At 66.5% G+C, this 13,834-nt stretch carries 12 protein-coding genes; 9 read left to right on the forward strand and 3 right to left on the reverse strand.

All coding sequences use genetic code 11. The features are described from left to right. The first annotated feature begins 75 nt into the window (after positions 1 to 75). From CFB46_RS26155 to CFB46_RS26190, 8 genes are all read left to right on the forward strand, one after another. A complete protein-coding gene (locus tag CFB46_RS26155; RefSeq protein WP_089501752.1) occupies positions 76 to 1,095 on the forward strand; it encodes a DNA-binding protein in 1,020 nt (339 codons plus the stop codon). A 169-nt stretch (positions 1,096 to 1,264) separates the two neighbouring features. Then, positions 1,265 to 1,885 (forward strand): TetR/AcrR family transcriptional regulator, encoded by a 621-nt coding sequence (locus CFB46_RS26160; protein ID WP_089501753.1) that lies wholly within the window; start codon positions 1,265 to 1,267, stop codon positions 1,883 to 1,885. Between the two features lie 234 nt (positions 1,886 to 2,119). Continuing rightward, positions 2,120 to 3,178 (forward strand): NADP-dependent oxidoreductase, encoded by a 1,059-nt coding sequence (locus CFB46_RS26165; protein WP_089501754.1) that lies wholly within the window; start codon positions 2,120 to 2,122, stop codon positions 3,176 to 3,178. A gap of 94 nt (positions 3,179 to 3,272) precedes the next feature. Further along, positions 3,273 to 3,572 (forward strand): putative quinol monooxygenase, encoded by a 300-nt coding sequence (locus CFB46_RS26170; RefSeq protein ID WP_027783042.1) that lies wholly within the window; start codon positions 3,273 to 3,275, stop codon positions 3,570 to 3,572. Between the two features lie 148 nt (positions 3,573 to 3,720). Then, the gene (locus CFB46_RS26175) at positions 3,721 to 4,176 is read left to right on the forward strand and encodes a (2Fe-2S)-binding protein (protein WP_006479019.1); all 456 of its coding nucleotides are present in this window, start codon (positions 3,721 to 3,723) and stop codon (positions 4,174 to 4,176) included. 1 nt (position 4,177) lies between these two features. Beyond that, positions 4,178 to 6,397 (forward strand): xanthine dehydrogenase family protein molybdopterin-binding subunit, encoded by a 2,220-nt coding sequence (locus tag CFB46_RS26180; protein ID WP_089501755.1) that lies wholly within the window; start codon positions 4,178 to 4,180, stop codon positions 6,395 to 6,397. A gap of 15 nt (positions 6,398 to 6,412) precedes the next feature. Beyond that, a complete protein-coding gene (locus tag CFB46_RS26185) occupies positions 6,413 to 7,723 on the forward strand; it encodes a cytochrome c (RefSeq protein WP_027783044.1) in 1,311 nt (436 codons plus the stop codon). Between the two features lie 153 nt (positions 7,724 to 7,876). Then, the gene (locus CFB46_RS26190; RefSeq protein WP_027783045.1) at positions 7,877 to 9,322 is read left to right on the forward strand and encodes an NAD-dependent succinate-semialdehyde dehydrogenase; all 1,446 of its coding nucleotides are present in this window, start codon (positions 7,877 to 7,879) and stop codon (positions 9,320 to 9,322) included. Positions 9,323 to 9,405: 83 nt separating this feature from the next. Here CFB46_RS26190 and CFB46_RS26195 read toward each other — a convergent pair whose 3' ends face one another. Beyond that, positions 9,406 to 10,455 (reverse strand): hypothetical protein, encoded by a 1,050-nt coding sequence (locus tag CFB46_RS26195; RefSeq protein WP_089501756.1) that lies wholly within the window; start codon positions 10,453 to 10,455, stop codon positions 9,406 to 9,408. Positions 10,456 to 10,855: 400 nt separating this feature from the next. Between CFB46_RS26195 and CFB46_RS26200 the strand changes: the two genes are divergently transcribed. After that, positions 10,856 to 11,404 carry a DUF4430 domain-containing protein gene (locus CFB46_RS26200; RefSeq protein WP_143751665.1) on the forward strand — a complete coding sequence of 183 codons (549 nt, stop codon included), beginning with the start codon at positions 10,856 to 10,858 and terminating at the stop codon, positions 11,402 to 11,404. A gap of 44 nt (positions 11,405 to 11,448) precedes the next feature. Here CFB46_RS26200 and tagH read toward each other — a convergent pair whose 3' ends face one another. Continuing rightward, positions 11,449 to 12,894 (reverse strand): type VI secretion system-associated FHA domain protein TagH, encoded by a 1,446-nt coding sequence (gene tagH, locus CFB46_RS26205; protein WP_089501758.1) that lies wholly within the window; start codon positions 12,892 to 12,894, stop codon positions 11,449 to 11,451. Between the two features lie 48 nt (positions 12,895 to 12,942). Continuing rightward, positions 12,943 to 13,329: a TssQ family T6SS-associated lipoprotein gene (locus tag CFB46_RS26210; protein WP_089501759.1), complete on the reverse strand. Its 387-nt coding sequence runs from the start codon at positions 13,327 to 13,329 to the stop codon at positions 12,943 to 12,945. Positions 13,330 to 13,834: the final 505 nt, after the last annotated feature.

A 13,834-nucleotide genomic window follows, 5' to 3' on the forward strand; every position in this document is an offset into this window, starting at 1 on the left:
ATCATCGCCGGTCGATGATTGGATATTTAACGGTTTACGTTATATTATTTACGAAATTCCAGACAACAACCGACCATGTCCGACCTCGCTGCCGACGAACCCCGCCTGACCGCCGAAATCGAGCGCCTCAAGGCCGACTTCCCCAAAACGCGCGAGCTGTACCGCGAAGCCTGCGCGCTGCTGTTCTTCCGTTTCGGCATCACGCCGACGGCGAACCGTCTGTACCAGCTCGTTCGCAAGGGCAGCATGAGCACGCCGACGGCCGTTCTCGGCGAGTTCTGGGCCGAGCTGCGGGAAAAAAGCCGTGTGCGCATCGAGCATCCGGACCTGCCGGCCGATCTGCAGGCAGCGGCGGGCGAACTCGTCGCGGCGCTGTGGAACCGGTCGAGCACCGACGCGGCAGCGGCGCTCGACGCGCTGCGCACGGAAGTCGAAGCCCAGCGGGCCGCGGCGCAAACGGAAGTCGCGACGTTGCAGGCCGAACTGGCCCGCACCGAAACCGCGCTGGAGCAACGCACGGCCGCGCTGCTGGCTGCGCAGGTCCGCATTCAGGAACTGGAGCAGGCGAGGGCGGCGGACGATACATCGCGGCAAGCGCTGCAAGCGGATGTCGAACGCCTGAAGGCCGACAACGCGGAGGGCGATCGTGCACTCGCCGAGGCGCGTGCGGATTTCACCGCCCAGCTCGACCGGTTGCGCGACGACGCCGGCCGCGCCGAGGAGCGGCTACGCGCATCGGAGAAGCGGGCGCTTCAGGAAATCGATCGCGAGCGGCTCGCCGCCGCGCGATTGCAAAAGGAACTCGACGCGGCGACATCACGCGCGGAACAACGCGATGCGCAGCAGCGGAAAGACACAGCCGCACTACAGGCTCAACTTGGCGACGCGCTGCATCGCTGCGGCGTGCTTCAGGGGCAGCTCGACGGCGCACTGGCGGCCGAGGCAGCGCGCGGCAACGAACTCGATGCATTGAGGCGCGAGATGGCGGCGCTGGTGCGCCGGCCGCCGTTGCGCGGCGTCAAGATCGCGCCGGCCGCCGAACGAAGCGAGCGACGGGCGCGCACGAGAAAGCGCGCCGGCGAGGCGCCGCGCTGACAGCGCGACCGAGTGGCCGCCATGACGCACCACGCGCATACGACCCGGGCAGACGAGAAGCGCGCCAGCCAGACATTGGGCCTGCGACGGGGATCGGGTAAAGTGCCGCTCAACATGCCGGCTCGACGTTACTAGACGACCGGTCTAATCGTTGCTACCATACGCCATCATGAATGCATCGTCAGGCGCCGAAGTCCGCCAGCACATCCTGAATATCGCGAAGCCGATCATGCTCCACAAGGGGTTTTCGGCGGTCGGTCTGAACGAGATTCTCGCCGCGGCGGGCATCCCGAAGGGCTCGTTCTACCATTACTTCGGCTCGAAAGAAGCATTCGGCGAAGCGCTGCTCGAATCGTATTTCGAAGGCTATCTCGCGCATCTCGACAACCTGCTCGAGCAGCAGGCCGGCACCGGCGCCGAGCGGCTGATGACGTACTGGGGCAACTGGCTGCACACGCAATGCGCGGACGATCCGGAAGGCAAGTGCCTCGCGGTGAAGCTCGGCGCGGAAGTGTCGGATCTGTCGGAAGCGATGCGCACGGTACTGCGGCGCGGCACCAGCCAGATCATCGAGCGGCTCGCGGGCGGCATCGAGGCCGGCCTCGCCGACGGTTCGCTGAATGGCGTCGACGATCCGTCGTACACGGCCGCGATCCTGTACGAGCTGTGGCTGGGCGCGATGCTGCTGGAAAAGATTCACCGCAACCGCAAACCGCTCGAAAGGGCGATGGTCGAAACGCGGCGCATGCTGAACCTGCCGCCGGCCGCGCACGACGGAGCGCAGTCGTAATCCGGGCGCGCATCGGCGCGCCTTGTTTTTGCCCTGATTCTAGACGACTGGTCTACTCAATCATTCATGACGAATGCCTCACGCCGCGTTACGCTGTTCCCATCGCTCCACCCGCCTGCCTGCGACCGCACCGGCTCGATCGCCGATGCCGCCGCGGGCGCGCACTTTCCGCTGGTCCATCCCTGATCCGAGCGTGCCCACGCAGCACGTTCATTCCTGTTGACGGAGGCTCACATGTCGCAAAGCAAGACTGCAAACCGCCAGATCGTCCTGAATTCGCGCCCGGTCGGCGCACCGACGCCGGACAACTTCCGCGCCGAAACCGGTGACGTGCCGGTGCCTGGCGCAGGCCAGGTGCTGCTGCGCACCGTCTGGCTATCGCTCGACCCGTACATGCGCGGCCGGATGAGCGATGCGCCGTCCTATGCGCCGCCGGCCGAACTGGGGCAGCCGATGGTCGGCGGCACGGTCAGTCGCGTGGTGGCGTCGAACCTGCCGGCGTTTCGCGAAGGCGATCTCGTCGTGGCCGGAGCCGGCTGGCAGGACTATGCGCTGTCCGACGGGCGCGACCTGATCCCGCTCGGCCGCGACTTCGCGCACCCGTCGTACGCGCTCGGCGTGCTCGGCATGCCGGGCTTCACCGCGTACACGGGGCTGCTGAAAATCGGCGAACCGAAGGCCGGCGAAACCGTGGTCGTCGCGGCGGCGAGCGGCGCAGTCGGCGCGGTGGTCGGCCAGATCGCGAAGCTGAAGGGTTGCCGCGTGGTCGGTGTCGCGGGCGGCGCCGACAAGTGCGCGTACGCGACCGGCACGCTCGGCTTCGACGCGTGCGTCGACCATCGCGAGCCGGCGTTTGCCGCCAAGCTGAAGGACGCGTGCCCGAACGGCATCGACGTTTATTTCGAGAACGTCGGCGGCGCCGTGTTCGACGCGGTGTGGCCGCTGCTGAACGACCATGCGCGCGTGCCCGTCTGCGGAATCATTGCGCACTACAACGATGCGGCATACGACGACAAGGCTGTGTCGACCGGCCGTGACCGCGTGCCGGCGCTGATGGGCGCGATCCTGCGCAAGCGCATCCGCGTGCAGGGTTTCATCATCCTCGATCACTATGCGACCGGCTATGCGCCGTTCCTGAAGGACATGAGCGAGTGGGTCGCGCAAGGCAAGGTGAAGACGCTCGAGGACGTCGTTCCCGATCTCGCCGACGCGCCGCAAGCGCTGATCGGCTTGCTCGCCGGCAAGAATTTCGGCAAGGTCGTCGTGCGGGTCGGCCCGGACGAATTGGCCTGATCCCTCCGCTCGGCGACATACGACCACTGCACGCTGGCGTCGCGAGACGCCGGCTTGTGGCATGCTCGTTTCCGTTTTCAAAGGAGTGGAAAAAATGGCGCTTCACGTGATTGCTTCGCTGTTCCCGAAACCCGAACATGCGCAGGCCGCCGAGGCCGAACTGCGCAGCCTGGTCGCCAAGACGCGCACCGAACCGGGCAACCGGCGCTATGACCTGTTCCGCGAGCAGGACGGTTCGCCGAACCTGCATCTGTATGAAATCTACGACGACCAGGCGGCGTTCGACGCACACCTCGCGAGTCCGCATTTTGGCGAATTCCGCAGGAAGTCGGCCGACTGGTTCACCGCACCGTCGGTCATCAAGGTGCTGTCCGGCATCGACGTGGCCGAGTAACGACGCAAGCATGCAACACCACCGCCGCGGCTCGCCCGCACCCGGGCCGCGCGGCACCCGTTGCGCACGACGCAACGGCGATGACGACCACACGGCGCAGCGTGCCCCGTTCGCGCCGCTTCCCCAATACAACGGCCCCGGAGGCTGAATGATCACCCTCAACATCAACGGCGAAACCCGCTCGGTCGACGCCCCAGACGACATGCCCTTGCTCTGGGTGCTGCGCGACGTCGTCGGCCTCACCGGCACCAAGTTCGGCTGCGGGATCGCGCAATGCGGCGCGTGCACCGTGCATCTCGACGGCGTTGCCGCGCGTTCGTGCGTGCTGCCGGTCGCGGCCGTCGCGGGCCGCAAGATCACGACGATCGAAGCCGTCGGCGCGACGCCGGCCGGCCACAAGGTCCAGCAGGCCTGGCGCGAGCTCGACGTCGTCCAGTGCGGCTACTGTCAGTCGGGGCAGGTGATGGCCGCCACCGCGCTGATCGCATCGAACCCGAACCCGAGCGATGCCGACATCGACGCGGCCATGGCCGGCAACATCTGCCGCTGCGGTACGTACCACCGGATTCGCGCGGCCGTCAAACAAGCCGCGAAGGAGGCCTGACATGTCGCGAGGACTGATCGAAGCAGGTCGGGCCGGCACGGGCGTGTCGCGCCGGTCGTTCCTTAAACTTGGGATGTCGCTCGGCGCGGCGGCCGGCGGCGGCTTGCTGCTCGGCTTCAGCCTGCCGGCGGCGGGCGACGATGCGCGCCGCTCGGTGATCGGCGGCGACGCAGCCGAACCCGCTGCGCCCGGCGTGTTCGCGCCGAACGCATTCGTGCAGATCGACCGCGCCGGCAAGATCACGCTCGTGATGCCGAAGGTCGAGATGGGTCAGGGCGTCTACACGGCGCTGCCGATGCTGATCGCGGAAGAACTCGAAGTGCCGCTGTCGAGCGTGACGCTCGACCATGCGCCGCCGAACGAGAAACTGTTCCTCGATCCACTGCTCGGCGGCCAGCTCACCGGCGGCTCGACGTCGGTGCGCTACGCGTGGGAACCGCTGCGCCGCGCGGGCGCCACGGCGCGCACGCTGCTGGTCGCGGCAGCCGCGAAGCAATGGAACGTCGATCCGGCCAGTTGCCGCGCGGCGAACGGCGAAGTGCAGCATCCGCCGAGCGGCCGGCGCGCATCGTACGGCCAGTTGGCCGACGCCGCGGCGAAGCTGCCGGTGCCGAAGGACGTCGTGCTGAAGAAGCCGGCGGATTTCAAGCTGATCGGCACGCCCGCGAAGCGCCTCGATTCGCCGGAGAAGGTCGACGGCACCGCGCAGTTCGGGCTCGACGTGCGCCTGCCCGGCATGCTGTATGCGGTGATCGTGAACAGCCCGGTGTTCGGCGGCACGGTCGCGAGCGTCGACGACACGGCCGCGAGGAAGATCCCCGGCGTGCGCCAGGTCGTGCGCGTCGACAACGCGGTGGCGGTGGTCGGCGATCACACGTGGGCCGCGAAGCGCGGCGCATCGGCGCTCGTCGTGAAGTGGAACGAAGGCGCGGACGCGAAGGTGTCGACGAAGGATCTTTTCGCGGATCTCGCGCACGCGGCGGCGAACGGCAAGGGCGCGGTCGCGCGCAAGGAAGGCGACGTCGGCAAGGCGTTCGCGAACGCGAAGACGCGCGTCGACGCCGTCTACGAACAGCCGTTGCTCGCCCACGCGACGATGGAGCCGGTGAACTGCACGGTGCACGTGCGCGGCGACGGCTGCGAGATCTGGGTCGGCACGCAGGTGCCGACCCGCGTACGCGACACGGCGCAGCAACTGACCGGGCTGTCGCCGGACAAGATCGTCGTGCACAACCATCTGCTCGGCGGCGGGTTCGGCCGGCGGCTCGAAACCGACATGGTCGGCCAGGCCGTGAAAGTCGCCAAACAGGTCGATGCACCGGTGAAGGTGATCTGGACGCGCGAGGAAGACGTCCAGCACGACATGTACCGCCCGTGCTACTACGACGCGATCTCGGCCGGCCTCGATGCGAACGGCAAGCCGGTCGCGTGGCAGCACCGGATCGTCGGCTCGTCGATTCTCGCGCGCTTCGCGCCGCCCGCGGTCAAGGACGGCGTCGATCCCGATGCGGTCGAGGTCGCGGCCGAACTGCCGTACGACCTGCCGAACCAGCTCGTCGACTACGTGCGCCAGGAGCCGCGCCATGTGCCGACCGCGTTCTGGCGCGGCGTCGGGCCCACGCGCAGCACGTTCGTCGTCGAGAGCTTCATCGACGAACTGGCCGCTCAGACCAAGACCGACCCGGTGCAGTACCGCCGCGCACTGCTCGACAAGACGCCGCGCGCACGCAACGTGCTCGACGTCGCGACAAAGGCGGCCGGCTGGGGCGCGTCGCTGCCGAAGGGGCAAGGGCGCGGCGTGTCGGTCATGCATGCGTTCGGCAGCTTCTTCTCGATCGTCATCGACGTCGCGGTGGACGGCGGCGAGGTGCAGGTCAAGCGCGTCGTGTGCGCGGTCGACTGCGGCATGTATGTGAATCCGAACACGATCGAGGCGCAGGTGCAGGGCGGCATCATCTTCGGGATCACGGGCGCGCTGTACGGCGAGATCACGATCGAGGACGGCCGTGTCGTGCAGACCAACTTTACCGACTACCGAATGATGCGAATCAACGAGGTGCCCCCGATCGAAGTCCATCTGGTGAAGAACGGGGAGGCGCCGGGCGGGATCGGCGAGCCGGGCACCGCCGCGACCGCGGCGGCGCTGTCGAACGCGATCTTCGCGGCCACCGGCACGCGGCTGCGCAAGCTGCCGGTCGGCAACCAGCTGAAAACGGCCTGAGGGGAGGGAACGACCATGCGACTTCTCACCCCGAACCTGAACCTGAATGCGCTCCGCGCATCGTTGCTCGCGCTGTCCGCCCTGGTGGTCGGCACGGGCGCGCATGCCGCGCAGACGGCGCCCGCCGACAGCGCGCTCGTCGCGCGCGGTGCGTATCTCGCGAAAGCCGGCGACTGCGTCGCGTGCCACACCGCGCCACGCGGCACGCCGTTCGCGGGCGGCCTGAAGATGGTCACGCCGATGGGCGCGATCTACACGACCAACATCACGCCCGATCCGGACACGGGCATCGGCGGCTATACCGAAGCCGAGTTCGCCGGCGCGTTGCGCAAGGGCGTCGCGAAGGACGGTCACAACCTGTATCCGGCGATGCCGTATCCGTCGTACGCGAAGCTGAAGGACGACGACGTGAAGGCGCTGTATGCGTACTTCATGCACGGCGTCGAACCGGTGAAGCAGGCGAACCGTCAGTCCGACATCCCGTGGCCGCTCAACATGCGCTGGCCGCTCGCATTGTGGAACATGGTGTTCCTCGACACGACGCCCTACGCGGACAAGCCGGCGAAGGATGCGACGTGGAACCGCGGCGCGTATCTCGTGCAGGGGCTCGGGCACTGCGGGTCGTGCCACACGCCGCGCGGCGTCGGCTTCCAGGAGAAGGCGCTCGACGAAAGCGGCGCGGCGTTCCTGTCGGGCGCATCGATCGACAACTGGTTCGCGTCGAACCTAACCGGCGAGCACAACACCGGGCTCGGCCGCTGGAACGAGGCCGACGTCGCGCAGTTCCTGAAGACCGGCGCGAATCAGCACGCGACCGCGTTCGGCTCGATGGTGAGCGTGATCAACCACAGCACGCAGGAACTGACCGACGACGATCTGGCCGCGATCTCGCGCTACCTGAAATCGCTGCCGGCGGCAGGCGGCACGGGCGCGCCGCCGTACCGCTACGATCCGAAGGCGACGCAGGCCGCGCTGGGCCGACCGGCAACCGATCCGGGCGCGAAGGTGTATAACGCTTACTGCCTGCATTGCCACGGTGTGGACGGGCGCGGCTATGCGCCGCTGCTCGCGCCGCTCGCCGGCAATCCGAACGTGCTCGAGGCCGATGCCTCGTCGCTGATCAACGTGACGCTGAACGGCAGCGACACGCTCGTGATCGGCGGCGTGCCGTCCGCCTATCCGATGCCGGCATTCTCGAACCAGTTGAACGACCGGCAGATCGCCGACGTGCTGACGTTCATGCGCGCCGGCTGGAACAACGGCGCGCCGGCCGTGCAGGCGGCGGACGTCGCGAAACTCCGCAAGGCGACGGCGGCCGCGCACTGAGCGCGGTCCCATGCGGAACGACGGCAGGCCGACGTGCCTGCCGTCTGCGCCGCCGGGCGGTTGTCAGCCCCGGCGGCGTTGCTCTTTCTGTCAACCGGCGCGCGGCCGCTCGCGGCAGCGCGCGTTTTATCGACGCAATGTAGGGGTGTCTGGATGGCTAACGTGACTTATACGGATACGCAACTGCTGATCGACGGCGAGTGGGTCGACGCCGCGAGCGGCAAGACGATCGACGTCGTGAACCCGGCGACCGGCAAGCCGATCGGCAAGGTGGCCCACGCGGGCATCGCCGATCTCGACCGTGCGCTCGCCGCCGCGCAGCGCGGCTTCGAGGCATGGCGCAAGGTGCCCGCGCACGAGCGCGCGGCGACGATGCGCAAGGCGGCCGCGCTGGTGCGCGAACGCGCGGACACGATCGCGCAGTTGATGACGCAGGAGCAGGGCAAGCCGCTCACCGAAGCGCGCGTCGAAGTGCTGTCGGCGGCCGACATCATCGAATGGTTCGCGGACGAAGGCCGCCGCGTGTACGGCCGGATCGTGCCGCCGCGCAACCTCGGTGCGCAGCAGACGGTCGTGAAGGAGCCGGTCGGCCCGGTCGCGGCGTTCACGCCGTGGAATTTCCCGGTCAACCAGGTCGTGCGCAAGCTGAGCGCGGCGCTCGCGACCGGCTGCTCGTTCCTCGTGAAGGCGCCGGAAGAAACCCCGGCATCGCCGGCCGCGCTGCTGCGCGCGTTCGTCGATGCCGGCGTGCCGGCCGGCGTGATCGGCCTCGTGTACGGCGATCCGGCTGAAATCTCGTCGTACCTGATCCCGCACCCGGTGATCCGCAAGGTCACGTTCACGGGTTCGACGCCGGTCGGCAAGCAGCTGGCCGCGCTCGCGGGCCAGCACATGAAGCGCGCGACGATGGAACTGGGCGGCCACGCGCCGGTGATCGTCGCCGAGGATGCCGACGTCGCGCTCGCGGTGAAGGCCGCCGGCGGTGCGAAGTTCCGCAACGCGGGGCAGGTCTGCATTTCGCCGACGCGCTTCCTCGTGCACAACAGCATCCGCGACGAGTTCACGCGCGCGCTGGTCAAGCATGCGGAAGGGCTGAAGATCGGCAACGGTCTCGACGAAGGCACGACGCTCGGCGCGCTCGCGAACCCGCGGCGTCTGACCGCGATGGCATCGGTGGTCGACAACGCGCGCAAGGTCGGCGCGAGCATCGAGACCGGCGGCGAGCGGATCGGCGCCGAAGGCAACTTCTTCGCACCGACCGTGATCGCGAACGTGCCGCTCGAGGCAGACGTGTTCAACAACGAGCCGTTCGGCCCGGTCGCGGCGATTCGCGGCTTCGACAAGCTCGAGGATGCGATCGCCGAGGCGAACCGTCTGCCGTTCGGTCTGGCCGGCTACGCGTTCACGCGTTCGTTCGCGAACGTGCACCTGCTCACGCAGCGCCTCGAAGTCGGGATGCTGTGGATCAACCAGCCGGCGACGCCGTGGCCGGAAATGCCGTTCGGCGGCGTGAAGGATTCGGGCTACGGGTCGGAAGGCGGGCCGGAAGCGCTGGAGCCGTATCTCGTCACGAAGTCGGTAACGGTGATGGCGGTTTGACGACAGGTCGAGCGTAGTGAGGCCGCCGCTTCCGCATATGGGGGCGGCGGCGTTTTTTTTGGCGCGTCGACCGACGGCGAACTTCAGCGGGTCCGCAGAATGCTCTCGAAGACGCCTCGCACTGCGCTCTGCTGGGCGGGAGTCAGATTTCCGTAGGCTGGCGGCACCGTGCCGCATTGGTCGACCTTCGCGCTTTTGACCTTTTCTTTCGCGACTGCCCACTCGCCCGACAGATTGCCTTCGAATGTCATGCCGAAGGGGCTATTGGCGCCTGCCCTCTGGCCCCAGCCGTTCACCATCATGGTTTCCTGGGCCCCGCCCCACGCGAGCGGGTGCTTGCCGTTCTGCGACTCGCTGTGGTTCTGGCAGGACGAGGCATTCGGCACGCAGTGGCCCCCGATGATTTGCTCCGGCGTGGCCTGCTTCACGTCGGCCAGGTCCATCAGCATGTAGTTCTCGAGATTGACGAGATAGTCGCGATTGCTTTCGGCGATCAGGATCGCCGCCATCGCGTTGCCGAGCGCCTGATCGTTCGCGGCGGTTCCGCTCAGGCCGCCCGAGTAAACCATCTTCATCGCCTTGAGCAGGTCCGCCGGCTTCCTCTTTTCGGTGGCCTTGGCAAACATCGTCGGGTAGTCGCTGGCGAAACACGTGCTCGAGTTCCCGTTCGCTCGTCCCCAGAAGTGAATGTAGTTCGAGTATTGCCCGCCTCCACACTGGCGATAGTAAATGGCCTGGTTCATCGAGAAGAACTGACTGCGGCCTCCCGCTCCCGCGCATTGATAGGCCGCGAGACGCAGGAATTTCAACGGGCTCACGACATTGCCGAAGTAGTTGTCGCGTTCGGGACCCGCCGCAGGAAGGTGATCGTTCGCCCCGTCGCAACGTTTCGGGTCGGGCGGGGGCGCTTCCGTCCTCAACGGCGGATTGCCGGCAGTGGTGACTCGCGCGTTCGCGACGTTGAGCGCGGCTTCGCGCAACACATCCGCCGTTACGTAGAGCGGCCCTCCGCGCATGGCGACGGCATAGCAGGCGGTCGCCCCCTCCGCCTGCGCGGCGAAAGAAAGTGCGGCGGCAAACGAACATGCGGCGATCCCCAGGGTGCCGCCGATACGGTGACAATCGATATCCATGAACGGGCTCCAGTGATTTCGTGGATGGGAGAGGGCCCACGAGCGGGCATGCGCCACCGACAAGCAGGCACGGCCGATGGGCCGAAAGCGCTGCACGACGTCATGGGATGAAGAACACAGGAGGAAGGGACGCTCGGGGCGAGCTGTTGTGAGCGGCCCGGAGGACGGAGGCGCGCTGTGCGTTTAGTCGCGCATCGTTTGGAGTGCGGCCTGCGACGCGAGCGATATTGCAGGCCGCAGGTCCATCGCCTATGCTCTGATCAATACGAATATCGGGATTTCACGGAAGGCAAAGGCGCCTGCAACAAAAAAATGACTATCGCTGCGTTGCCGCACCGCCTCTCCGAAACGGGGATCACGCCAACATAACTTGCAACAATCGTCGCGAGGCGCCGCCTGATTGAAACAGTCGGCCCGTGGTTGGCTGCGCCTGCGATTTTTCGATCCGTTTGAAGGGGGCGATCGGCACGCGATCGACATGACTTTCCGGCATCCAGATCAGAACCCGGCAGTTTCAACAAACAACACAAAAGAGGGGCGCGTTTCGCACATTGACCACCAATACGGAGATCTCGTCATGACCAACTCGGTAGCTAATCAATTTGTCGATTGGGGTTCGGAGTTTCACAATCCGCCGTGGCAAGCGAACGACGGCATCGCGATTGCCCCCGGCGTTACAACCGTATTCGATCTTCTTACGGCCGACGGCGTATCGCCCGCCCTAAGCCCGCAATCGCAGGGTTCAGGCGCGAGCCTGTTCGTGACGGCCTTGGGTGGGGTAGAGGCGAACCAGGGCGGCAACGGATACTGGTGGGTGTATTTCGTCAACGGCCAGATGCCCGACGTCTCATGCGCGGTCTACACACTGCAACCCGGCGATAGCGTAGCCTGGGACTACAAGCACTATTCGAGCGGATTGAAACAGGCCGTTCATCCGCCGCTGGTCTGACGTCCGTCGCACAGACCCATGCGATGCGGCCGGCATCCGCCCCTTCAATGCCGGCCGCTCCCCCGATAACTCTCGACTTCCGCATCGTAAGCCGCCAGGAACGCCTTGCCGAACACCGACGCGAAATCGTCTTCGATCGCGAACACCGTATCGCGATGGGTCGCCGCGTAGCGATCCCACATCCTCGCCTTGTACAGCGCGGGCACGCGCTTCTCGTACCAGCGCATCGCATCGTCGCGCTCGCGCAGCCGTTGCGGCGAAAAACGCGTCAGCAGATCCATCAACGCGGCGCGCATCCCGGCGACCATGCCGATCTGGTGCGCGTGCAGATCCTGGAACGCATCGCTGACCGCGCTTTGCGGCGACATGAAGCCCGGCAGCGGCAGGCCGAACATCTGCCGCAGCACGGCGCCGCCGTCCGGCAGCAGCTTCAGCGGGTTGTTCTCGCGATCGAGCAGCATCGTCATGTGCGCCTTCACCTCGCGCTTCAGGATGCTGCGCGACGACAGCAGCTCGACCGTGCCGTTCGCGAACAGCGCAAGCAACTGGCCCGCGATGTACAGCTGTTCGGCCGACCACTGATGCGATTCGGCGGCCGTATCGAGCCCCGCGCCTTCGAAGAACGCGTTCAGCAGTTCATCGGGCGTCGGCGGCACCGGCGCGTGCGCGGCATGCTGCGCCGGTTCGTCGGCCGGCCGCGCTTCGGCACGCGCGGCCGCCGGCTGCACGCGCACGTGCTGCGTCCATTCGGGCGCGTGGTCGGCCTGCGCCGAGGACGGCACGTCGCGATCCGCATTGCCGCGATCGACCGACGGCGCCGCGCCCGACACGCCGAGATCGCCCGACGACTGCGCGAACAGGTCGAGCGGATCGGTCGACAGCTGATTCAGGTCGCGTTGCGACGGCACGGGTGGTTCGGCCTGCACGGTGCGGTTCGTCGGCTGCGCCGGGGCCGCGCGTGCCGGGCCGCCCGGCCGTGTGCCGGCGTCCGATGTCTTGCCGCGCGGGGCGAGGCGATCCTGGAGCAGCCCCCATAGCCGATTGCCGGCGCCTTTCGCGTCGTCGCGCAAAGGCGGGGGCGAGGGGGGCGGAATGGCGGCCGTCGACGCACCCCGCATGTCGACGCGCACACCGGGATCGGGCGCCATGTCGATGACCGAGGCGTCGCCGCCATCGTCGCGTTCCGCCCGCAGCACGTACGGCCCGATGCGGATGATGTCGCCGGTATTGAGCTGCCGCTCCTGCGCATAGCCGACCGCCTCGCGGTTCACCTCGATCGTCGAGACGCTGCTCAGGTTCTTCAGCAGGCACGCGTCGTCGCCGACTTGCAGCAGCGCCTGCAGCCGCGAAATCTGCCGCGTGTCGTCGCGCAGCACCAGATGGTTGTCGCTGGCCCGGCCGATGGTGCCGCCGGGCGGATGAAACACGACGGCGTCGTAAGAGTCGTTTTCGACCGGCTCGCCGGCATGTTCGATCACGATCAGTTGCATGTCATACGTCGCTCGGTGGATGAAGCGCTCGCGTGGAAACCGGTTCGTTCAGGATGACGACGCATGTCTGCGGCGCGCGAATTCGAACGCAGGCCCCCAGATCGGATGCCCCTTCTCGGCGGGGGACAAGTCGAAGCGCGGGTTGAGGTCGAGAATCTTCGAGAACTCGGCGCGGCACGGCGCGACGCGGTTGGTCACGCAATAGCTGAACGCGAGGAGCTTGTGCGCGGTGATCTGCGTGTCGGTGTCGGCGCCGTCGATCTCCTTCGCGCGGCTCAGCAGCGCGATCGTGCGCCCGTAGTCGCCGGTGTCGTATGCGGCGCGCGCGCTGTCGACCGTCGCGCGCGCGGCCGACTGCGTCGGGGACGTGCTGCACCCGCCGGCTCCCAGCAACAACGCGCCGAGGAAAAGAACGATCGACGAACGGCCTTTCATTATTGAAATAAATAATTTGCGTAATTGGAAGGGGCACACACGCGCTGTTGGATTCTAGTGCCAATCATCGGGGTCGATGTTGCTGTTACGTTTTGTTTCAATTGGTCGATTCGATTTCACTTGAATGCTAAATCGACTACGAACTTAAGCCCTTGTGAATCCAAAAAAACGAACCTATAGTTCGCTGTGTTTTTCGGATTCGTCTGTTGTTTGGCCAACGCGCGTCAATGCATGAAAAAACGGGCCATCCGTTCGGGCTGCGCGAATAGCCTGGGACATCATCAGCGTCGCCGAGCATTCCTTGCCCGGCGGGCGGTCGGCTTGTGCCCCGAGCCTATCCGACAGGTATCCACGCAATAGAACCGGGCCGCCATGGCGAACCGGTCGGGTTAAATTTTTCAGTTTAGTGATCAATCCCAATTCAATTACCTGTCATTTCGCCAAATCAACTTCACAAACCCTGGGTGATCCGACCCGGCTTTTTACGGGAATAATTTGCCGCACG

This window comes from Burkholderia sp. HI2761 (assembly GCF_002223355.1).
GTDB lineage: Bacteria > Pseudomonadota > Gammaproteobacteria > Burkholderiales > Burkholderiaceae > Burkholderia.

What these genes read in the sequence shown, in the direction of transcription:
- CFB46_RS26155 (WP_089501752.1), top strand. Translation starts at nt 76, where the DNA reads ATGTCCGACCTCGCTGCCGACGAACCCCGCCTGACCGCCGAAATCGAG.
- CFB46_RS26160 (WP_089501753.1), top strand. Translation starts at nt 1,265, where the DNA reads ATGAATGCATCGTCAGGCGCCGAAGTCCGCCAGCACATCCTGAATATC.
- CFB46_RS26165 (WP_089501754.1), top strand. Translation starts at nt 2,120, where the DNA reads ATGTCGCAAAGCAAGACTGCAAACCGCCAGATCGTCCTGAATTCGCGC.
- CFB46_RS26170 (WP_027783042.1), top strand. Translation starts at nt 3,273, where the DNA reads ATGGCGCTTCACGTGATTGCTTCGCTGTTCCCGAAACCCGAACATGCG.
- CFB46_RS26175 (WP_006479019.1), top strand. Translation starts at nt 3,721, where the DNA reads ATGATCACCCTCAACATCAACGGCGAAACCCGCTCGGTCGACGCCCCA.
- CFB46_RS26180 (WP_089501755.1), top strand. Translation starts at nt 4,178, where the DNA reads ATGTCGCGAGGACTGATCGAAGCAGGTCGGGCCGGCACGGGCGTGTCG.
- CFB46_RS26185 (WP_027783044.1), top strand. Translation starts at nt 6,413, where the DNA reads ATGCGACTTCTCACCCCGAACCTGAACCTGAATGCGCTCCGCGCATCG.
- CFB46_RS26190 (WP_027783045.1), top strand. Translation starts at nt 7,877, where the DNA reads ATGGCTAACGTGACTTATACGGATACGCAACTGCTGATCGACGGCGAG.
- CFB46_RS26195 (WP_089501756.1), bottom strand. Translation starts at nt 10,455, where the DNA reads ATGGATATCGATTGTCACCGTATCGGCGGCACCCTGGGGATCGCCGCA.
- tagH (WP_089501758.1), bottom strand. Translation starts at nt 12,894, where the DNA reads ATGCAACTGATCGTGATCGAACATGCCGGCGAGCCGGTCGAAAACGAC.
- CFB46_RS26210 (WP_089501759.1), bottom strand. Translation starts at nt 13,329, where the DNA reads ATGAAAGGCCGTTCGTCGATCGTTCTTTTCCTCGGCGCGTTGTTGCTG.